20 protein-coding genes are annotated in these 23,646 nt (G+C 28.2%); 18 read left to right on the forward strand and 2 right to left on the reverse strand.

Annotation, left to right across the window (positions count from 1 at the left end; all coding sequences use genetic code 11):
* The first annotated feature begins 13 nt into the window (after positions 1-13).
* The 8 genes from HYG85_RS16555 (at position 14) to HYG85_RS16590 (ending at position 7,670) form a co-directional block, all read left to right on the forward strand.
* The gene (locus HYG85_RS16555) at positions 14-451 is read left to right on the forward strand and encodes a hypothetical protein (RefSeq protein WP_212690580.1); all 438 of its coding nucleotides are present in this window, start codon (positions 14-16) and stop codon (positions 449-451) included.
* A gap of 70 nt (positions 452-521) precedes the next feature.
* Positions 522-872: a hypothetical protein gene (locus HYG85_RS16560; RefSeq protein WP_212690581.1), complete on the forward strand. Its 351-nt coding sequence runs from the start codon at positions 522-524 to the stop codon at positions 870-872.
* 509 nt (positions 873-1,381) lie between these two features.
* A complete protein-coding gene (locus HYG85_RS16565; RefSeq protein WP_212690582.1) occupies positions 1,382-2,614 on the forward strand; it encodes a hypothetical protein in 1,233 nt (410 codons plus the stop codon).
* Between the two features lie 457 nt (positions 2,615-3,071).
* Positions 3,072-5,123: a transglutaminase domain-containing protein gene (locus tag HYG85_RS16570; protein ID WP_212690583.1), complete on the forward strand. Its 2,052-nt coding sequence runs from the start codon at positions 3,072-3,074 to the stop codon at positions 5,121-5,123.
* Positions 5,124-5,238: 115 nt separating this feature from the next.
* Positions 5,239-5,421, forward strand: a complete 183-nt coding sequence (locus HYG85_RS16575; protein ID WP_212690584.1) for a hypothetical protein — start codon at positions 5,239-5,241, stop codon at positions 5,419-5,421.
* Between the two features lie 319 nt (positions 5,422-5,740).
* Positions 5,741-6,562 carry a hypothetical protein gene (locus tag HYG85_RS16580; protein ID WP_212690585.1) on the forward strand — a complete coding sequence of 274 codons (822 nt, stop codon included), beginning with the start codon at positions 5,741-5,743 and terminating at the stop codon, positions 6,560-6,562.
* A gap of 107 nt (positions 6,563-6,669) precedes the next feature.
* Positions 6,670-7,104: a hypothetical protein gene (locus HYG85_RS16585; RefSeq protein WP_212690586.1), complete on the forward strand. Its 435-nt coding sequence runs from the start codon at positions 6,670-6,672 to the stop codon at positions 7,102-7,104.
* A gap of 131 nt (positions 7,105-7,235) precedes the next feature.
* Positions 7,236-7,670, forward strand: coding sequence for a hypothetical protein (locus HYG85_RS16590; RefSeq protein ID WP_212690587.1), 435 nt, complete (start codon positions 7,236-7,238; stop codon positions 7,668-7,670).
* 1,009 nt (positions 7,671-8,679) lie between these two features.
* Here the strand turns inward: HYG85_RS16590 and HYG85_RS16595 are convergent.
* Positions 8,680-10,032: an MATE family efflux transporter gene (locus HYG85_RS16595; protein WP_212690588.1), complete on the reverse strand. Its 1,353-nt coding sequence runs from the start codon at positions 10,030-10,032 to the stop codon at positions 8,680-8,682.
* 113 nt (positions 10,033-10,145) lie between these two features.
* Between HYG85_RS16595 and HYG85_RS16600 the strand changes: the two genes are divergently transcribed.
* From HYG85_RS16600 to HYG85_RS16630, 7 genes are all read left to right on the forward strand, one after another.
* On the forward strand, positions 10,146-10,982 hold the full coding sequence (locus tag HYG85_RS16600; protein ID WP_212690589.1) for a MerR family transcriptional regulator: 837 nt from the start codon (positions 10,146-10,148) through the stop codon (positions 10,980-10,982).
* A 261-nt stretch (positions 10,983-11,243) separates the two neighbouring features.
* Positions 11,244-13,169, forward strand: a complete 1,926-nt coding sequence (locus HYG85_RS16605; RefSeq protein ID WP_212690590.1) for an ABC transporter ATP-binding protein/permease — start codon at positions 11,244-11,246, stop codon at positions 13,167-13,169.
* A 39-nt stretch (positions 13,170-13,208) separates the two neighbouring features.
* Positions 13,209-15,017, forward strand: coding sequence for a hypothetical protein (locus tag HYG85_RS16610; RefSeq protein WP_212690591.1), 1,809 nt, complete (start codon positions 13,209-13,211; stop codon positions 15,015-15,017).
* Between the two features lie 8 nt (positions 15,018-15,025).
* A complete protein-coding gene (locus HYG85_RS16615; protein WP_212690592.1) occupies positions 15,026-15,703 on the forward strand; it encodes a response regulator transcription factor in 678 nt (225 codons plus the stop codon).
* Complete coding sequence (locus tag HYG85_RS16620; RefSeq protein ID WP_212690593.1) at positions 15,704-17,416, forward strand: sensor histidine kinase; 1,713 nt, start codon at positions 15,704-15,706, stop codon at positions 17,414-17,416. It abuts the gene before it with no gap.
* An 89-nt stretch (positions 17,417-17,505) separates the two neighbouring features.
* The gene (locus HYG85_RS16625) at positions 17,506-17,841 is read left to right on the forward strand and encodes a PadR family transcriptional regulator (RefSeq protein ID WP_244971214.1); all 336 of its coding nucleotides are present in this window, start codon (positions 17,506-17,508) and stop codon (positions 17,839-17,841) included.
* Positions 17,834-18,367, forward strand: a complete 534-nt coding sequence (locus tag HYG85_RS16630; RefSeq protein ID WP_212690594.1) for a DUF2812 domain-containing protein — start codon at positions 17,834-17,836, stop codon at positions 18,365-18,367. The genes HYG85_RS16625 and HYG85_RS16630 overlap by 8 nt, the downstream gene beginning before the upstream one ends.
* A gap of 75 nt (positions 18,368-18,442) precedes the next feature.
* Here the strand turns inward: HYG85_RS16630 and HYG85_RS16635 are convergent, their stop codons facing one another.
* The gene (locus HYG85_RS16635) at positions 18,443-19,843 is read right to left on the reverse strand and encodes a sulfatase (protein ID WP_212690595.1); all 1,401 of its coding nucleotides are present in this window, start codon (positions 19,841-19,843) and stop codon (positions 18,443-18,445) included.
* A 145-nt stretch (positions 19,844-19,988) separates the two neighbouring features.
* Between HYG85_RS16635 and HYG85_RS16640 the strand changes: the two genes are divergently transcribed.
* From HYG85_RS16640 to HYG85_RS16650, 3 genes are all read left to right on the forward strand, one after another.
* Complete coding sequence (locus HYG85_RS16640; protein WP_212690596.1) at positions 19,989-20,861, forward strand: helix-turn-helix transcriptional regulator; 873 nt, start codon at positions 19,989-19,991, stop codon at positions 20,859-20,861.
* Positions 20,862-21,041: 180 nt separating this feature from the next.
* Positions 21,042-22,046: a substrate-binding domain-containing protein gene (locus HYG85_RS16645; RefSeq protein WP_212690597.1), complete on the forward strand. Its 1,005-nt coding sequence runs from the start codon at positions 21,042-21,044 to the stop codon at positions 22,044-22,046.
* Between the two features lie 157 nt (positions 22,047-22,203).
* The gene (locus HYG85_RS16650) at positions 22,204-23,646 is read left to right on the forward strand and encodes a sugar ABC transporter ATP-binding protein (protein ID WP_212690598.1); all 1,443 of its coding nucleotides are present in this window, start codon (positions 22,204-22,206) and stop codon (positions 23,644-23,646) included.

Consider the following 23,646-nt stretch of genomic DNA (forward strand, 5'->3'; position numbering starts at 1 on the left):
GAAAGGAATTAGTATGACAAAAAAACAGAAGAAGATTATAACTATAACAAGTATAGCTATGTTAATTATGATATATTTTATTTCAAATTTCGTTAGACTTAAAATAATTGAAATCAAATTTGATAAATACAATAACGAATTTACAGAAATATATAGTGAGTTAATAAATACTATTGATATAAAAAATCTAGATACTTCTTTAACAGAAGAAAATCTTGATAAAGTTGCAAAATTAGAGGAATTAATACCTAAAATGGATTCTTTAAGAACAGATAAGACTTTTTTTGAATTAGTAGCAGCAAAGAATTTTTATTTAGATATTAAAGACAGCTTCGAGAAAGCTAAGTATTGGGAAAATATGAGTGATACTGAAAAGTTAGAAGTACAAATGATACTTATAGGTAATAAATCCATTATTAATATTTCTAATGGTTCAAAGCATAAGAAATAAGATTAATGGGATTCAACAGTATTTGAATAATCAATAAGAGTATTGTTTTAAGGATAAATTAATATGTTTAATGATCAAATCTGGATGGAAGTTTAAAGTTGGTTATTCTGTTTTGATAATTGCGGGTATATTATTAGCAATATGCTTCATAGGAAATAAATATTTAGATTATAAAGCAAAAAAGTACTGTGAGAAAACTACCTCTTCTGGTAAGAAAATGAGTAAAGTTGTTGATGAAAAACAGGTTGTTTTCTATAGTGAGAAGTATGCTATAAAAGCTCGTAAAGATAGGGAAGCTACTCTTAAAAAGGAATCTTTCCGTGTGACTAAATCCGATTTGGAGGCTCGCCTTGTCTATGTTTCTAGACAGGACCACATACAAGCTTATGCTTTGTATCTTTGGTTATTGCTCGTATATTAGAATTGAATACCAAACACAAATATAGCATTAGAAAATTGCTCACTTTAGGAAAAATAAAAAAAATTTTAGGAAACACAAAAAAAGGAGTTGTTACACTATAACTTTCTGACAAACAAGAAAAGCCGTATACCATTATATTTACTGGGGTAACGGCTATTTTTAATGGCTTTATACTGCAAAACTCAGGTTGTCTTATTATAGTTTATCAAATTGAAATAATTATAAAAATAGCACTTTAATACTATAATATCGTAAAGATTGGATTAAAATATAATATCATAATTAGCGGTTTAGGTATATTGATAGAATAAAAAGATAGCTGATATGAATAATATATATCTATTTAAAGTTTAGAAATTAATTGGCAAAATAGTTATTCTTATTATACATAAAGAGTAATATTTGTTTTGAAAATGCATTTTATCCCATAAATCGTGTCGTTCGTCAGGATTTATTGTATTTAATTATAAAAAGATATAATATTAAATGATAATAGAAAGGAGCTATTTATGGGACAGACAAAATACAATTTGAATACTTTATCTGAAAAAGAAAATGACATAATAAAAATAACTAAAAGAATAGACTATATTTTTAATAGATTCAAAATGATTAAGAATTCTATTGACATTGATATTACCAGAAGGGATAATATAGATGACCATTTTAATACTTTGACAAATGATTTTCAAAATATTATTGAAAGTACTTACAATTCAAGTCAAATTATTAATAAAGCAGTAATGGAATATAGCAATAGCGAACATCAAATACAAAATCTGCTTAACCAATTATTAGATACAAGTACTGGTTCACATGATACAGATACGACAAAAACGGACCATGATGAAGTAAGTATAAGTGGTATTAGTCTTTTACAGAATTGGTTTGAACGATTGTATAATCAATTGATAAGTAAAATAACTCATGTAAAGAAGTTTTTTGAGGATAATGGAGTTCATATAAATAATAAAGATTACTCAGAACACTCTGTAGGACAAATCAAAGAGAGTGCTGACTTACAGGATGCGGATATATTATCTTCTTCAGATTTAAATAATGTATATGCTTTAAAAACAACATATGCTTATTTATCTTCCAAAGAAAATAAAGATGATCAAATGCTTGCAATATTAAGAGCTATTGATATAATACGACAAAAAGATGAATATAATGGTTTATATTATTCACAAGATAAAGATGGAAATTATAAATCACAATATTATTATAAGAATAGTAGGATTCATTCAAAATTAAACATAATTCAAAATGATAAATACAGAATGGAAAAAGGATTTAATATTATGAATGCTATTTCTGGTATATTAGTATATCCAATAGGAGTAGTATCAGCATTAGGCTCAATAGCGCCAGAAGCAGGTACAAATCTTTCTAATGATATAACTGATGAAAATACACCTGACATGCTTAATGTTACTTTGAATACAGTGGGATTATCCCCTAAACCTAAAAATTTAGGAACTTTCATAACTTTCATATCAGCTATGAAAACTGATAAAGAATTGGAAAAAATAAAAGGATATTCCAGTGTTTCAGTGTCATTTGAGCATGAAGGTATAATTGAAACTTTTAATTATGTTATGAATAAAAATAATACAATTGTTAGTGCTAGAAAACAAGAACCAATTAAAGTAACTATACCTGCACAATATAGTTATTTATATGAAAGACATCCTTCACCTGATTTAAAAATTAATAGGAATAAAATGTGGTTTGATTAAGAGGAGTTGATTAAAATTAAAAAACATAAATGTCCACATTGCAAATGTGAGATTTCTTTTCTGACAAAATTAAAAATGGACCCAAGATTTTCTCAAAAATGTAATATATGTGGAACAAGAATAGGAGAACCAATTTTTGTAAATATACCAATGATTATAACTTTTGTAGTATTACTAATTACTTTTAATACTTGGATAACTGAGCATCTAATAATAAGTATATTTATTTTGGCTTTATTACTTTTAATAAATAGATTTATTTTAGCTATTTGTGCACCAGTAGTAGAAAAATAGATTTTAACAATATCTTTTTACATGTAAAAAACTGAACATTTAATATTCAAGTTTGATATAAAGAGATTGATTGAATATGTTATGTTTTACATACAGATATATAAATATATTAAAGGTTAATAATTACAAGTTTCAACAAATAAACTAAGAAAGGACAACACCAATGAAAAAATTACTAATAATATTGATAGGTATCATGACTCTAAATTTATCAGTAGTAGCATATGCAGAACAATCTACTGATAATGAAAATTTGCAAAAAGAAGAGGTTATTGATTTTGAGAAAGTAATTAAAACAAGGTTAGAAAATTATGAGGCTATAAGCAAAGATACTACAGTGTATGATTATTCCATGGATTCATTAGGTAATTTCTATACTGAAGTAAAGATAAAAGGAAAGGTTATGACACCTTCACATTCAGATGTTATGAAGTTCCAGCAATCTATTATGAAAAAGATAAAGAAAATAGATAAAGATATAAATGATTATTGTAAAGACGCATCTGAAAAAAATAAAATATATGCAAAGATAATTGAAATGTTTTCCAATACCAAGACAATTTTTGAATATAGTAAAGAACCAGCAACCCTTAGAATGGAATCAAAATCTTTAAAGGAAGTGTTGGATGAAATAGATAGCTACTTCAGATGGGCTAAGAATATAGTTGAAAATGACAGAAAAGCATTAACAGCATTCAAGTATGACTTACCATCAATTGAATATAGGACTGAAATAGGGGAGTCAATACTAAATGGAGAAGTACCAGAAAAATTTCAAAAAGAATTTGATAGAAATATAACAGTTGGAGAATACTCACAACTGGTTTATGAATCAATAAAAGATGATATATATATTGACAGATTTATTATTAATGAACCAAGTATAAAAAGTACACATCCAGATTATGTGAAACTTGCTTATATATTTGGATTCATTGATAAATATAGTGATTTGAATAAAATGTTAACTCGTGAAGAGATGGCACACATGATTGCTTCAATTAATGGTCATTATAGCAGATGTAATGCTATTGATTATAATGATGTAAATCCAGAATATCTTGAATATACAGGTAATTATGATATGAGTTATATTAATCATAGATTTGAACCTAAAGAATACTATAAACTAGAAAATGCTATTGTAGATGTTGATAATTACTTCTCTTGTTATAATTATTATTTGAGAGGCATATTTCCTAGTGAATATCTTATGAGTTCAGCTAAAATAACTTTAGATGGAAACTTAATAATTCTAGAGGATATTAGGGACTTTGATTATATAAAAGATATTTTTACAAAAGAAATAGCTGATATAGACTTTAATCTAGCAGCTAAAATGATTGATTATGGTCCGTTTTATGTAAATATTGATGCGAAAAAGAGTAAAATAACAATTTTTGTTAAAGAAGGTTGTAGAATACATTTGAATAAAAACTTCAAGGATAAAAATTATTACTATATAGATCATTCAATAATCAATAGATATGAACCAAAGCCAGTAGATAAAAATACTAGACTTGAAAAAACAGCTAAAGGTGACTCAGCTAATCAAGAAGTTAGAAGAAGAGCAAAAGACATTATTAATAAAATAATTAATCCCAAGATGACTGATGAAGAGAAGGTAAAGACAATACATGATTATATTGCTAATAATATAACATATAGTGGACAGCCAGATTATACTACTTCTAAAGTAGCTCTAGATGCATTAAACTCTGGTAAAGGGGTATGTGTTGCCTATGCTACATTATTTTATTATTTGTGCGATGAAGCAGGGATATCCACATTGATACTATCTGATATATATACATTTGTAGGTTCACATTCATGGAATGCAGTTTATATTAATGATAGATGGTATAATGTTGATGTAACATGTGACGATGCAAAGAAATCTATATCATATAAATATTTTTTGAAAACGCCACTTGAAGTTATGTCAACTCATGGATGGGACCAACTTGGAAGCATTCAACAAGGTAATTATCCAAATACAGACCCAATGAATATCCAGTCAACAGAAGAATTAAGATTATATCTTTTGGAATCAGTAGGTAAATTTGAAGTATATGGGTATTACTACGACATTAAGTTCAAATTAGCAAATAAAGATATTGATACGGATTTAGGATTCTTCAAGAAAAATAAGTTCAAATATGGCTTGTCATTAGATGAGAAAACAAATATCTATACTTTATATAGAATAAAATAATAGGATAATAAATAATATGCCCCTGTTTATAAAGGGGGCATGTTTTTTAGCGCTAAATTATATGGATATGAAATCTAAACTGTAGTATTTATACTATTAAAAGGAAGTTTGATGAATGATGTTGAGTGTACTATTTAGCCAACCATCATATGAGTGGAAGTCTAAAATTAGTTATTTAATTTATATTATTGGGGGAATGTTTTTAGCAGGATTCTTTTTATGGATGAAATATAAAGAATATAGAGCAAAAAAATATTGTGAAAAACATGATATTAATATTAAAGATATTGAAGATTAATAATTAATATAATATTATAGTTAGCAAAGAATCACTTGTTTATAATGATAAATTTGTTTTATTCTCTTTATTAAATTTAATATATAAAGATTATAAATTAAATAAAGTTACTAATATAGGAAGAAAACAAAATGATAAAAAAATATAAAAGATGGAGTTTAAAAAAAATGAACAATTAAAACAAATTATAGTTAAAACAAAATAAAAAGCGGAACTTATTTAAAAGAACGTATGAGAATTGGAATAACTAAAAATAAAAATTTCTATTTCTATTAAACTACATAGTTGAACAATTCATCAATTAACAGGAGTATAGTATTTGAAGATTAATAAGTTCATAATTAGTTTATTAATAATCTTTTGCATTTTTATGTTTTCATCATGTGGTTTTATCGTTAATAATCCAAATAACAAAAATGTTAAAAAAGCAAAAGATAATGAAACGGTAAGAGGACATACCTACCCAAAAGATAATAGTTTTACTGAATTAAATGATAATGTAGTAGTAAATGAAAAAAGTGGTACATTTTCAGATAAATGGTATATAAAAGTTAATGGTTATGGCATTGCACCTAGTGAACTAATTAATAATGATATGGTTAGACCTAATGACAATACAGAGTGGATTAAATCACTTAAAATACGATATCCTCAAATATATAATTTAAAAAACAATGAAAAAGAAAAACTATTAAATAATATACTATTTAATGAGGTTATAAATTATCATGACATTTTAGATAATAGAGAGTATACAGAGTATAGTGTTGATTATAAAATAATGGAAGCAAATGATGAGATTATAAGCATTCTATTTGTAGGGGAAGTAAGTGACCATAACATATCAAATGGATTTGCACATGCTATTACTGTTGATATTGCCAGTGAAAGAAAACTTGAATTAGAAGAATTTTTTGTTATAGACGAATCATTTATCAAAGATAATTTACATACTAAGTTTGAAATAATAGACAATAATTTTGAAGATATAGAAGAAAATACTACATTTATTAAAATATTTGTTGAATCCTACGCACAATTTTCTCATGAGAATGATTTTTATATCATGGGTGATAATATTGGCATCATTGTTCCTACACAAAATAGTATGGGGTACATATTGATACAAGGTAAAATTTAAAATAATATATTTGTAAAGATGACAGTTAGGGTTGAAAAAAATTGACTGACTAGATAATATAGATATTACTTATACAAATACCATAAGATAAACAAGAGGAGTCGTGAATGAGATTTACACAGATTAGTTTAAAACGTAAGGTAATAATAGGGATAGCATTAACAATTTTGTTGATTTCAATAGTATTTATATATAACTCAATCAAAAAAATAAAACATGAAAGATTTGTGAACGCTTTTGAAAATAATATGGCAAAGATAATGGTATCTATTGATATCTATGATATTAAAAACACTTTATTAACCAACAATAACAAAGAAATTATGATTAAGGTAAAAAAAATTATAGAGGATACTAAGCTTTCAAAATCACAGAAAGATTCTTTTTCTTATATCTCTCGAAAAAAAGAGTATCAACTAATGGACAAGATTTTTGCAAAAGTATCTGATTGGGATAATCTAACCAGATTTGAAAAGAATCGAATAGTGGATCATATAATAGGCCAACGGATTATGTATAAAGAATATTTGAGGAACAAATAAAAAATTATATAGATAATTTTAATAATTGTTTTGATAAGATAATCATTATATTACTCTGTTTCATTAGGTTTTACTATAATGTAGATTATTGCATTGTAAGAAATTGATAAAGATATTAAGGAGAAATTGTAATGAAAGAGTCAAATATTAAATCTAAATTCACATTCTTAATATTACTTTTTATACTAATCATTGGTATATATTTATTATATAGCAATCAATTAGCTAGTAATAATAAGGGTAAAATATTATATGCTGAATGTTATAATGAATATATGGATAAATATAATAAATTAACAGAGGGTATTGATGAAACAAATGCTTATGAAAAAGTACCTTTACTTTATAATGATGATAATAAAAAACTTATAGAAGAGATGGGAGATAAACTTAACGAGTATGATGATAAATTAGTACGATATGAAGATTACTACATTGCATTCTTTGATTTTACACAGCTATATGAAAATCTAAAAAATGATTTTTATCAATTAGAAAAATGGAATGAGTTAAGTTATATGGAACAAATTAAAATAACGACTTCATTTATATTAAGTAATTTTTAAGAGTTAATTATTGTTATCTGATAATATAATGAATAATGACATAGGAAGGTTATCTATGCATGATTATTGGTAATAAATGGATTGTTAATATTTCTTATGATTAAAAGTATAATAAACAGCTATATTTTGAATTGAAATTGATAACGAGGTATTGCAATAATGTTTAATGAAAAAAAATTTAACCATAGAAGAGTAAGATGTACATTTATATCATTTTTGAGTGCATATTTGTTCTCAATATTAATTTACTATGATGATATTAACATTGGGTTTCTTTTCCCGTTTAAAGCATCGTGTATGATTTTTACAATTGGAGGATATAGATATAGTGCAAAAAAGTACTTAGATTTTAATAGAAAAAAACATATATTTGGTCTGGAAATGTGTGGTTGGGCAATATTAGTTTATATAATATATTTATATATATTTCTTAAATTACTTAATCGACATCCAGAGTATATTTGGATTTTTTAAAGTTAAAAGTAGTATCAACATTATTTGTTCCTTTAGTTAAAAAGGAGTAAATGATTTATCATGAAAAACTATAGTTAAAACAAAATCAATTGATGAATTCACTCTAACAGATTAATAGAAATAAGATATAATTTGATTAACAGGAGTTGATTATAATAAAGAAATATAAATGCCCAGACTGCAACTGCGAAATTTCATTTATAACAAAATTTAAAATGGACCCAAGATTTCCTCAAAGGTGTAATGTATGTGGAACTAAAATAGGAGAACCGATTTTTGTAAATATACCACTGATTATAATTTTTGTAGTATTATTAATCACATTTGACAAGTGGATATCTGACCATTTAGTAATATGTATATTTATATTAGCATTATTAATTTTAATGAATAGATTAATATTAGCTATTTGTGCACCAATAGTAAAAAAATAAAAAGAATATATCATTTCCGATTATATTTAGAAAGAGACTAATTATTTATCATCTCACCATAGGTTGTATCTATTTGGTGAGATGAACTGTATTATCACAAATTAATTTACCTCTAATTCTATAGAACAGTCGTTTTTCATCTCCAGCCTTCTAACTTTCTTATAAAAATAAACAGTCAAACAAAGACATAAACACTCGGATAAAGGTGTTGCAAGCCATACTCCTTTTAATCCCATAAGATAAGGAAGAGTCAAAACTAATACTATCTTAAATATGATGGACCTGCTAAAAGAAATAATAGCCGAATATTTACCATTATTCAAAGCTGTAAAAAATCCTGAACCAAGAATATTGAACCCATTAATAAAAAATGTAAAACTAAATATCTTAAAGGCTTCAGCAGTCATCTTAATCAATTCTGCATTCTTAGTTTCAAATAGTGAAATAAGCTGATATCTAAAAATATTGCATACGATGAAAGAAAAAGCACTTATAGTACCTATGATGATAACAGATATTTTTAGTAACTTATTAATGTTTTCAATAAGATTAGCACCAAAATTATAACTTATCAGAGGTTGAATTCCTGTAGCTATGCCAATAAAGATTGAAGATAGCAAGAAGTTAATATATAGTATGATGGATATACTTGAAACACCCAACTCACCAACCAGATTCAATAGAACCATATTGAAAATGAAAGTAGTAATTCCAGCGGAAATACTTGAAACCATTTCAGATGAACCATTGACTAAAGATTCTCTAATAAAACCAAAATCAATCTTAGTTAAACCAAAGCGGATTTTAGAAGATTTGAAAGCAAAATAAATAATACCAACTAACCCGTTAATAAAAGCACCAAGTATAGTTCCATATGCTGCCCCCTTAATGCCCATATCCAAAGAATAGATAAAAATATAATCAAATAAAATATTTACCAGTCCACCAGCTATAGTTGCAGCCAAAGACAAATTGAATTTTCCTTCTATTCTAAGAAAAACCTCAGTAAACAGTTTTCCAACAAAACAAAAAGACCCTACAAACAGGATAAATAAGTAATCCTTTGCATAAGGAATCATATCTCCTTTAGCGCCTAATAGTTTTACTATTTGGTTTGTAAAGAAAATCCCTATGAACAGATAAAAGAAGCAAATAAAAACTAGTACATATATCATGCTGCTAAAGTTTTTATTGGCTTTTTCTATATCCTCTGCTCCAAGATTGATTCCAATAATTGCTGATGCTCCAATAACAACCATAAAGATACTACCGAATATAAAGTTGAAGGCAGGTATAGTTATGTTAAGAGCGGCTAGAGCAGTACTTCCTAACCTATTAGACACAAAAATACCATCAGTCATAGTATATATGGATATGAATACCATGGAAATAATAGTAGGAAAAACAAACTTTAAATAATTTTTTAAATCAATTTTAGTAAAATCTTTATTCATATGTAATTCTCCTTTAGCGTTTATTGACAAGCTATAGTATAAACCTTATTATTACTATAAGGTCAATGGTTAGTTATGCAAAAAATAAATTAAATGTGAGTAGGAGTGATAATATGAAGAAAAAATATAGAATTGGAGAAGTAGCCAAAATAAAAGATATTGATGCCCAAACACTGAGATATTATGATAAATTAGGATTGTTATCACCAGAGATAATAGATAAAACAAATGGATATAGATATTATAGTATAGAGCAATTCATGGATGTGGATTGCATAAAATTTTTCAGAATGATTGGGTTTTCATTAAAAGAAATGAAGGAGTTCAAGGAAATTACAGATATAGATGAATCATTAAATATATTAAAAAGCAAAAAAGATATATTCAAAGAAGAAATAAGAAGAAAACAAGCAATACTAAAGAACATGGAAATAATCATACAAGGTATTGAAGATAAAAGGAACTTATATAAAATCAATGGCAGTAATATAGAGATAAAAGAGTGTGAGGATATATATGGTGTAATTGGAGAATGTAAAACAGCAAATGATTGGTTTGAATTTGAGAAAAAATTAGGTGAACTCACCAAGAGATATCCTAAGTATTCAGAGATAGGGCATAATAAAGATATTCTATTGATTTATAATTATGATTTTCTGAATAGAACAAATCAAGAGGAGATGGAATTCGCTGAAAAAATCTTATTACCTATAGATAAAAATTTTATGGAAGATGAAAATGTTGAAAAATATCCATTAGGAAAATGTTTAGTTGCCTATCACAAAGGTTCTCATAAATCAGAAGGAGATTTATTTAAAAGAATCGTAGAGTTCATTAGTGATAACAGAATAAATATAAGAGGTGATATAGTAATTACTACAATAATAGATGAATTTATTATAAATAATCCAGATGAGTTTTTAATTGAAATAAAAGTACCAATTATCTAATCTTATTTCTTTAGAGGATTGAATTTTTTTGACACTTGTAAAAAACAAGACCTTATAAACCTTTTCAAATAAAGGGATATAAGGTTTTTTTAATACCAATTATTTAATGATAACAGGAAAAAAGTTCATTTATTAACAGTAATGTTAACAAAAAAAACACATTTTCTAGATAATAAATAGATATTGAATATGTATAATCACCTTATAAAAATAAAAAATAAAAATTTGACCTAGATAAAATTAACTAATAGGAGTGATAAAATGATTAAAATAAGAGGTATTACGAAGATTTATAATCCTGAAAAGCAAAAACCTCTTACAGCTTTGAAGGATATTAATCTTGAGTTTGGAGCAGGTGAATTTGTATGTATACTTGGAAAATCTGGATCAGGTAAATCTACACTGTTAAATATTATTGCTGGTCTTGATAAGCCCACAGCAGGTTCTGTTTTCATTGATAATGAAGATATGGCAAGCTTTTCAGACCTGAAACTGGCAGATTGCAGAAAGGATAAGATAGGTTTTGTCTTTCAAGATTTTCAATTGATGGAGCATTTGACTGTACTTGAAAATGTTGAACTTGGGTTATCTATGAATGCTGTTGACAGTAAAGAAAAACGAAGAAGAGCAAAATCAATACTTACTAACATTGGACTTTATGAACATCTTAATCATAAGCCTAGTGAATTATCAGGAGGACAAAAACAAAGAGTATCCATAGCAAGAGCTTTAGTCAAGAATCCAGATATAATTATTGCTGATGAACCAACAGGTGCACTTGACAGCAAAACATCAATTGAAATGTTAAATATATTAAAAGATATTGCTGATTCTGGCAAACTTGTAATCGTTGTAACCCATGATTATGAAGTAAAAGATTATTCAACAAGAATAGTTGAATTAAAAGATGGTCAAGTAATAAAAGATGAAATCAAACAAAAGTTTGTACAGAACAATGAAAAATCAATAGTCCAAAAACGTAGTTTTGATATTAAAGCAGCTTTTAGATTATCATGGAAAAGACTGGTAGAAAGAAAATGGAGGTATTTACTTGTATCAGTGAGTTTGATAATAGGTATATGTAGTTTAGCAATAGCATTTGGTATAAGCAATGGTATTAAAAGCTATTCGGAATACGCCAATAAACGTATTATTGATAATAAAAAGCTTACATTTATTAAAAAAGATGCTTTAACAAGCGAAGATTATTTTGCATTAAAGAAAAATAAAAAAATCAGATTATTACAAGATGAATATGTCTTAAACGCCAAACATGAACTTGATAATAAAGAAGAAATAACTTTTAAAGTGAAATCAATCATTCAAAAAGAGTATCAAAAAGATTATACTACACCAGAAATATTTCATGGAAGATTACCTGAGGATAATAAAAAAGAAATAGCTTTATCCTATAACATTGCAATGAAGTTGGCTGATAATGGTAATATCGAGAACCTGATAGGCAAGAAAATAGAAGCAAAATTCTTGGCAGTAGATGATTTGAATAATTATCCCTCACGTTGGGATAAACAATCTCTTAACATAGTAGGCATAACTCAAAAGACCCTAATTGGTGAAGATTATGCATATTTACCCTATGAAACCCAAAAGACAATTGTAAGACGTTCCAGATTTCTAGGTAAGAATGAAGATATACCAACAAATAAAATGAGTGTTTATTTAAAGGATAAAGGAAATATAGAGGAAATATATAATTCTTATGTTAAATCATATGACATCACAAGACCAGAAGATGTATTAAAAGGATTAACAAAAGTATTTAAGAATTTTAACCTTATCATTTTAGGGGCAGCACTTTTAATACTGTTTATTTCAGCTTTAATGATAGGTATCATATTATTTATAAGTGTACTTGAAAGACAAAGAGAAATAGGTTTGCTTATATCAATTGGTGGAACAAAAAAAGATATTAAGAAGATATTTGTTACAGAAGGATTATTATTAGGAACATTAGCTTCAACTGCAGGAGTTATATTGTCGATAGTAATGTTTTTGGTAATCAACCCAATGGCAATGAAGTATATGAATTATCCAATCTATAATCCTAACATATTTACATTGGTTATTGCTTTAACCGTTGGTATAGTTGTGAGTTTAGCATCTAGTATCATACCAGCAGTAAAAGCATCAAAATTATCACCTATTGAGTTGCTTAGAAGAAATTAATATAAAGAGAACCCATAATAAATGAAGGAGATGTATATAATGAAAAGAATTTTTGTAGTATTATTAATTAGTATACTGATGATTAACCTAATCGGTTGTCAAATAAAGAAAGAAAACAAATCACAATCAAGTAATCAAACTTCCAAATCTAAGGTGGATAGTAGTGAAAAAGATATACAAGATAAAGAAGATATCGAGGATGCCCAAAATGACAATTCTTTTAATGGGAAAGTTGTTCTTCTGGGAGAGGGTATGGAAATTCCTGAAGGAGCAGAAAAGGTGCAAGTTGATGGAGTGACAGGAAATACAATATTGTTACCAGAAGGTGTTCCTGTTCCAGAAGGGGCAAAGGTATTATTTGATTCTAATACTTCAGAAACATCAACGGATTTAGAAGAAGATGGTTATGAAATTATTATTACAAAAGAACAAAAGGACAAATTAAGAGAAGTATTTCCACAGCTTTGTAGAGAAACAAAAGAAATTCTAATTGATAATGCTCATCTAATTGATTCAAAGTTTGATATGAAGAAGATTCAAATTCTTTTAATAAGCAATGCTCTACATACAGCTTACTTAATCAATAGTCAGGACAAAAAATATGGTGAAAAAGATGAACTAATAGAATACTCCACAGATACCTTTAAAGATAAAAGTATTCTTGTACAGAGCTATAATATTGTTGAGTTCAATAATGAACCAACTTATATCGTAAGGGTTGATGATATGATAGGTGTATCACCTAATCATGACTCCATGAAAACTTCAATCTTAAAATTTATTGTACATGAAGCTGTTCATCTTGTGCTACAAAAAGCAAAAGACAAGAATATAATAACAATGGAAGAAGTAATGGGTACTAGAGCAGTAAAATATCCAATAGAATATCAATCTCGTATATATAGAAATCAAATGATTTATTTTTATAACCAAGCTTTATTTACTTCTGACGAGCAAGAAAAAATAAGTAATATTAAAAAGGCTAATTATTTTTACAAGAAATATTTAGAACAAAATGGAGACAATAAAGCAAAGAGTGGTTTTGATAAAATAGAAGGTGAAGCAAGAATTGCAGAATATAAAGCATTAGCTATATTAGAAGGCAATAAAACAGTTGAGGATGTTAATAAAAATGCTGTGAAATTATTAATTAAAGATATTGATTTAACTAATTCAGGAACTAATGAAAATTTAGAATACTATATTATAGGTTCAACAGCGTATGGGCTAATTTATGATTTGGGTATTGAGAATGACTTGGATTATAATAATCCTGTCAAATATTTATTAGATAAATACGGTGTCATGGAAAATGAAGGAAATAAAGAGTTAACTACGAATATAACCAATGAATTTGAAGAATATAATAAAAATATAAAAGCTAGAGTCGAAGATATTTCAAATAAACTACAAAGCAATGATTATATTAAAATTGTAATACCTGTACATAGTAAATATACTGAAAATCAAAGTGTAGCCTTTGATAAAGAATCAATTCAATATGAATATAAAAATAAGAAAGTTACAATCAATAGTATGTCAAAAGAAATACGTTTAGGAAATGGTAGAATATTATTAAAAAGTGCTCAAGTATTAAGTGAATCACCAGATTTTGAGCAATTAAATCTAATGAACGAAAAAGTAATAGAAGGTAATGAATCAGATAAAGAACAAGAAATGCTAAGTAACGTACCTGATGACTTCGTAATGGAACAAATTTATGTAATGATTCCTAAAAAAGAAGTCGATATTGATAATGATAGATTATCAGTTCAGACAAAGCAAGTACAAATATATGATGCAAAATTCATTGAAAAAGATGGTATGTATTATTTAGAAGATAAATAGGTGAGAATATGTATAAAGTGTTAATAATAGAAGATGATTATAGAATTGGCTCATTAATGAAAGATTATTTTATTAGGGAGAAGTTTGATGCATTATTAAAAGATGATGGAATTGAAGGCTATATAGCTTTCAATTCCGATTCTTTTGATTTGGTTATTTTGGATGTCATGTTACCGGGAATAGATGGTTTTGAAATAGCAAGCCGTATTAGAAAGATGTCCAATGTGCCTATTATCATGGTGACAGCTAGAGGTGATGATGAAGACCAAATAAAAGGATATTCTTATAAAATTGATGACTATATAACTAAGCCTTTTAATCCTGATATACTTCTTATGAAAGCTAAAATCCTCTTGGAAAGAGTTAATACTAATACAATTGAAAATACTGAACAAATCATTAATATACAAGGACTTATAATAGATTATAACAAAAGAAAAGTATTCGTTGATGGGGAACACATAATATTAGAGCCAAAACAGTTCAATATATTAAAATATCTAGTTAATAATAAAGAACGAGTGGTGTCAAGAGAAGAGTTGCTTAATAAAATATGGGGATATGATTACTTTGGAAGTGACAGAGTAGTGGATACCCAAATAAGAAAATTAAGAAAGAATTTGCAGCATAAGGCATATCTGATTAAAACTGTTTTTTCAGTAGGTTATTCTTTTGAGGAGGACTAGATGAAAAGAAATAGATTAAGAAATAAATTATTATTAATAAATATATGTATTTTCGGTTTAGTATTCTTCTGCCAATTCATTTTTCAAAATTTCTTTTTCAAGTTCTATTATCAAAAATATCAAGGAGATATATTGAATAAAAAAATAAATCAGTTGGAAATAGAAATAAACAAAGATAATATCAATGATGAACTAGTGAACGAATTAACTAAAGATAATATATTAGTAGCTTACTTGGATAATAAGTTAATGCCCAAATCAGGAAATTTATTTAATGAAGATTCTATTACTATAAAGACAGATAATAATGAAATTATGACAGTGTATCTTATGGTAGGTAATATTGATTCCATATTTGAAATAGGTAGTCAGGTTAAGGCAACTCTTTTTAGAATTAATGGTGATGATAAATACTATATCAGCTCTCTTGTGGTTGCGGACAAACAAGAAAGTGATTCCATAGCTGTGAGCAGTCAAATAATTTCGGAAGATTTTATAGATATACCTATTCAGAATAAAACTGATATAACTAGTATTCATGGAGAGATTATTAAATATACGAATAATAATCATATCAGTTTTGATCATCAAACTATCATAAGTAATTATTTGTTTAATAATAAAGAACTAACTGATGGTTTGAAAAAAATTAATGACAACAAAAATGACTATCTATTAGGAATTAAAAAAATAAATGATGGTTATTTAATTGCTTCAATATCTCTTGAACAGTATCAAGAGATTATATTGATACTTAATGATTTTAATAGATATATTATTTTATTCACTATTATTCTAGTTACATTAATTATATTAAATTATTCAAGGAGTATAATCAATCCTATATTGAAGATGAAAAAATGTGCTCAAGCTATAGCTGTTCAGGATTTTGATAATAAAGTACATTTACATTCAAAAGATGAATTGCAAGAACTAGGGGAAGCTTTGAATGATATATCCAGGAATCTTGAAAATAAGATTGTATCATTAGAGAATATGAATAATAAATTAAAAACAGAATATGAAGAAAGATTGGAGATTGAACAACATCAAAAGAATTTATTGATGAATATATCCCATGACTTGAAAACACCATTGACAGTTATTAAAGGATATCTAAAAGCCATAAAAGATGGAATGTATAGTAAGGAACAATATATTGATTATACAATAGATAGCGTGGACCAGATAAGTAATTCATTAAATGAAATGCTTGAACTAACAAAGTTCCAATCAAAGTCATATAATCTATCGTTAGAAAAAATTGACTTAACAAGATTAATTTATAAAACATTAAATAATATAATATACCTTAGTAAACAAAAGAAACAAGATATAGAACTAGATCTATTAGATGATGTATTTATTACAGTTGATGAAGAAGCGATGAGAAAAGTCATTCAAAATCTATTGAGCAATGCAATCAAATATTCCCCAGAATGCAATCAAATATTCATTAGATTGATTGAACAAGAAAAACATTATTTGCTTTCCATAGAAAACACAGGTGTTCATATACCAGAAAATGATCTCAAGCATGTTTTTGATGAGTTTTATAGAGTAGATAAAGCAAGAAATAAAAATGTTAAAGGGAATGGACTGGGGCTTGGAATAGTTAAAATAATTCTAGATAGACATGGATTAAAATATTCAATTGGAAATACTTCAAAAGGTGTTATTTTTATTATTGATTTTAAAGAAAAATGTTCTTGACTAATATGTCGGCAACTGATATAATTATGTCATCGAACGATATGTCGTCAGACGACATAAAATTATTAGATATATATGGAGGTATCATCGTGCCAGAAAGTAATGAAAGAATGGCTCTAACTGAAGCTGTATTCTATATTTTACTAACATTAAAAACGCCTCTTCATGGTTATGGTATTATGCAGCATATTAGTGAAATCAGTAATGGAAGTGTTCAATTAGGTAGTGGTACCCTCTATGGTGCTATCAATACTTTGCTAAAAAAAGGCTGGATAAAAATATATCACCAAGAAGGTACTAGCCGTAAGAAAAAAGAATACGTAATAACAGAACAAGGCTTACATATAGCTAATCAAGAATTACTACGTTTACAACATCTAACCAAATTGGGTGAAGACATTTTAGGAGGTAATAATAATGACTAAGTTAGCTTTTAGGTATTTTATCGATTATGAAAAAGAAGAAAAATGGCTTAATGAAATGGAAAGTAAAGGATACCATTTTCTTCGATATTGTCTTTTATTTTATATATTCACAATTGGGGAACCTAATACTTATACTTATAGAATTGAATTACTGGAAAATATGACAAGCAATCATGAAAGTAGAAATTACTTGGATTTCCTAGCTGATACAGACATAGAGAATGTAGCATCATGGGGAAGATGGGTATATCTGAGAAAGGAAAAAGACAAAGGTCCTTTTGAACTTTTTACTGATTTGGATAGTAAATTAAAGCACTTTAAACGTGTTTTTTATCTATATCTAGCTTTATCACCTTTACTAATCAGTACTTCCATTAATTTTATTAATATGGCATTGGATGGTGGTGCTTTCTTAAAAATTGTTAGTGGATTATATGTAATGCTGATAATATTTGTGATTATACATGGTGTAAAGACGTATTTGAAAATGAATAGTATACAAAAACACATGAATCTACATGAATAACTGGATAAGGCTGATGGATAATACAAACTTGTAGCCAATAAAAAATGTATTATACCACAGCCTCATTTTAGTATATTAATCTTTATAAGCTGCTGGAATCTTAGCTTCCATTTTGAATCTCCATTTTTCCAGTTTGTCTTTCAATAAAGATACCTTTTCAGGTAATTCATCTATTAGATTATGTTCTTCGCTTACATCTTTAGTTAAGTCATATAATTCACATTTACCAGTTTCGAAAAACTCAATTAATTTATAGTTACCCATCCTAATTGAAGAACCAGGGGTTCCGCCTTGATTGCCGTAATGTGGATAATGCCAGTAAAGAGCTTCACGTTCAATTTTATCTCTACCTTCTAGAAGTGGTAAGATACTAACACCATCTTGATGTTGCTCTGGCATCAGTGGACTGTTGGAAGCTTCTAATAGTGTAGGGTAGAAATCAGGACTGGTAACAGGTTCATTGCATACAGTTCCAGGTGATATGACATTAGGCCATCTTACCAATAAAGGTACTCTTACACCACCTTCATACATCCATCCTTTACCTTCGTTTAGTGGAGCATTACATGTAGGTGAACCTTCAGCTGTAGATAGACCACCATTATCTGATGTGAAAATGATTAAAGTATCTTCATCGATGCCTGTCTCTTTTAGAGTAGACAATAAACGGCCAACATTCCAATCAAGATTTTCTATCATAGCAGCATAACTGGCATCTCCTTGAATTATTCTTCTTGTTACATGTTCATCTCTTTTATGATAGCAAGGAAAATGTTCTCCAACTATTAACTCCTTTTCCTTATCTATACCTAATGCTATCCTTTTTTGTTCGTATTTATGTATTTGATTCTCCTTTGCTTGTATAGGTGTATGAACTGCATAATAGCAAAGATTAAGATAAAAGGGACTAGAGGTATCTCTATTTTTAATTAGTTTTATAGTTTCATCAGTTAGTCGATCTGTAAGATACTCACCTTCTGGACCATTCTCAAGTGTAGGGATGTCATAAGGGCTGAAATAACCATTATAGGGATTGCCGTAATGACAACCACCAATATTGACTTGAAATCCATGTTTTTCAGGGTAATAAGATTCTTTGCCAAGATGCCATTTACCAACATGCCAAGTTTGATAGCTTTGATTGCTTAGAGCTTTAGCAATACTGATTTCCTCGAGAGGCAAGTGGTCGATGTATGGTGCATCAACTAAAATACCATGAGCGGGATGACACTTTTTACTATGATCGATCCAATCGGTTACACCAATGTTAGCTGGGTATTTACCTGACATGATACTAGCTCTAGAAGGTGAACATACGGGGCAAGATGCATAACCATCAGTAAATAACATTCCTTCGTGAGCCAATGAATCAATAAACGGTGTTTCATAGAATGTGCTTTCATAACAGCTTAGATCTTTATAGCCCATATCATCAATGAGTATAAAGATTATATTAGGTTTACTTGTTGTTGTCATATTGAATTCACTCCTTATTATTAGTATAATAGATATAGGAAACAATGGTAAAAAGTAATACCTTTTTTATCTGGATATTATAAATATAAGTAGTGCAATTATAGCATTATAATACATTGATTAACATGTTAAAAGGTGATATAGGATGTCAAAAAGTAATAGTGATTATAAAAATTTAAGTAGGTTATTGAATAATATGCTAGATGAATATATGAATGATTATCATATGCAGATAAATGCATGTAATGATTTTAGGCTTCCTATAGATTGGGATTTCAATAATAGGGTCAATCCAGACTTCCATCTTGCTTATGTGAGAAGAGGTTCAGGGAGTTACAATTATGGACTAGATAATTACAAAGATGTAATGAAAACAGGTAAAATATATTTTTTCTCTACAGGATATCGCCATAGCAGAACTCTTAATAAACAGGATTTACCTCATATGATACTCATGAGGTTTAATATGATCAATAACAATACTAATGAGCCTATAGAGGTAAAAGAACCTTTTGGTTTTTCAATTCCAGATAATCATAGTATATTGCATAATTACCTGACAGTTTTAATTAACAATTATCATAACCCTACTAAATCATATGGCAAGAAGATTGCTATGTCCATTCTAGAACAGATATTATATGAATTAGCTGAGAATATCATGTCATTACAGACCCCCAGAAATATAGATAAGAGATTAAGGAAAACGGTAGAATATATACAGCTTAATATTCACAGACACATACCACTTGATGAACTATGTCATATAGCAGGGCTTAGCAAGAATTATTTTAGAAAGCTGTTTAAAGCAGAATATGGACTATATCCAAAAGCCTATATGATTAATATGCGTCTTGAGCAAGCAGAACGCCTTCTCATGAAGACAGAATACACTATCAAGGAAATATCACAATTATTAGGATATAGTGATCCCTATAGTTTCTCCAAACAGTATAAAGAGAAGAGAGGGTATCCACCATCCTTATATAGATTGCATGGAAAAAATGCACTTATCTAAAAAATAGCATATTTCACATTTATAGCATTTTTTTAAAATACTTTCATGAAGATTAAGTAGCAAAAAATTATTAGATTAAAAATATACTATGTTTATTAAAAATAAATCCCTCAAATACTATAGTTATTATTATATAATTCTTTATGTAATAAAAAATACTATTCCAAGGGGGAATTTTTTATGAAGAAAATTATAACTGTACTCTTAGTCATTGCTATGGTATTATCTTTTACTGGTTGTAAAGAAGAAAAAAAAGAAGAATCAGGTACAAATGTAGCTTCAAATGAAGAACAAAAAAGTTATGAAGATCAATTGTATATTGAAGTTTCAGCATTAGGTAATTTAGATTATTTTTATGACCATAAGATGGGTATGAAAAAAGCAGGAGAAGAATTAGGTGTAAGGACAGAATATGTTGGACCTGCTGAATATGACATGAATGCTATGGTGGCGGCTTTTGAACAAGCTATATCCAAGAAACCTAATGGTATTGTTGTTGTTGGTTTTGAACCATCTTTGAATTCAATAGTTGATAAAGCCATTGAAGAAGGTATACCAGTTGTTACAGTTGATGCGGATCTTCCAGATTCAAAAAGATTAGCATTTGTTGGAACAGGTAATATAAATGCTGGTATGACTGGAGGAAATTACTTAGCAGAAGAAATAGGCAAAAAGGGTAAGATTGCTATTATGACTAAACCAGGTCAATCCAATCTGGAAGAACGTGTTGAAGGTTATAAGAGAGCATTTGAACAATATTCAGATATTGAGGTGGTTCAGATAGCAGATACACAATCTGACCCAGTAGTGGCAGCTCAAGCAGCAGCAACATTATTACAAAAATATCCTGATCTGGCAGGTATCGCATGCGTAGAGGCAGCTGGTGGTTCTGGAGCGGCAACAGCTGTTAGAGAAGCAGGTCTACAAGGAAAAGTTAAAATAATTGCTATGGATAGAGGTAACGAAGTATTAGAAGCAATTGAGGAAGGTGTTATTACAGCATCTGTAGCTCAACAAACAGCATTAATGCCTTACTATGCAACTCAACTATTATTCAATTTAAATAATAGTAATGTAGAAATCACTAGTGACAATAATGCTGCAGGAGTACTTGGTGTACCAACAATGGTTGATACTGGAGTTGTTATTGTAGACAAAGAGAACTATAAATATTTTATGAGGTAATACACTAATTAACAGTTTTATATATAATATGCCATTGGGGCTGTCTCAAAATACATTTTGAATGACAGCCCCATATAAATAGAAAGTTGGTGAAATATTGCTTAAATATATTTTAGAAACCAAGGGAATCGTTAAAGATTTTCCAGGAGTCAGAGCTTTGGAGCAAGTAGATTTGAAGATTAAAAAAGGCGAAGTTCATGCTTTGGTAGGTGAAAATGGAGCTGGAAAAAGTACTTTGATGCTTACGTTAGGTGGTATTCACAAGCCAGATGAAGGTGAGATTCTAATAGAAGGTGAAAGAGTCCACTTTGAGTCTGCTCATGATGCCAATTCAAAAGGAATCAGTGTAGTATATCAGGAATTGAGTTTAGTACCTAATTTAAGTGTTGCAGAAAATATCTTTGCTAATCGTCAACCTGTGGGTAAGTTGAACATAATCAAGAAACAGGATCTTATACAAAAAACTAAAGAGATGTTAAAACTATTCAACATTGATTATATAGATCCAATGATGTTAGTAAAAAACTTATCTATAGCTAACCAGCAGGTCGTTGAAATATTGAAAGCTATTTCTTTTAATCCCAAGATATTGATTTTAGATGAACCTACTTCTTCACTAACGGAAATAGAAGTAAAAAGATTATTTGATAATATACGTATGCTGAAGAAGAAAGGAATTTCATTCATATACATTTCCCATCATCTTCATGAAATATTTGAAATAGCTGATTCAGTAACCATATTAAGGGATGGAAAGTACATCTGTGATGCCGATGTAAAAGACATAGATGAGGATTTCTTAATAAGGAATATGGTAGGTAGAGAAATTGTCAATATGTATGGAGAGAGAAAAGAAAACCCAAAAATTGGAGATACCATATTTGAGGTTAAAGATATTTCGAAAAAAGATTCATACCATAATATCAATTTTTCAGTAAGACAAGGTGAGATTGTTGGATTTGCTGGTTTGGTTGGAGCTGGCCGTACTGAAGTAGGAAGAGGAATATTCGGTGCTGAACCAATTGATAGCGGTGAGATTTATCTGGAAGGAAAAAAATTGAAGATTAAATCACCAAGTGATGCCATAAAACATAAAATCAGTTATCTAACAGAAGATAGAAAAACACAGGGACTATATCTGGATTTTTCAATCAAATCTAATTTTATATCCAATAAATTAGATGATTTTACTTCAGGAATCTTTATCAAGGATAATAAAGTCAATAGATCTGTAGAGGGGTACATAAAAGAGTTTGGTGTTGTAACACCTAGTGCAGACCGTAATGTATCTAATCTATCAGGAGGTAATCAACAAAAAGTTCTTTTGGGGATGTGGTTCGGTATCCATCCAAAAGTGTTGATTGTAGATGAACCTACAAGAGGTGTTGACGTTGGAGCAAAAAGTGAAATATATGAATTACTAAGAGAATTAGCTAGTAAAGGAACAGCGGTCATAGTTATTTCTTCTGACTTGCCAGAAGTATTAGGCATTAGTGATAGGATAATTGTTATGAAAGAAGGTCATATCGTAGGCGAATTATCTAAAGAAGAAGCAGATGAAGAAAATGTAATAGCATTGGCTACAGGAGTAGATAAATAA

The organism is Vallitalea guaymasensis (assembly GCF_018141425.1).
GTDB classification, from domain to species: domain Bacteria; phylum Bacillota; class Clostridia; order Lachnospirales; family Vallitaleaceae; genus Vallitalea; species Vallitalea guaymasensis.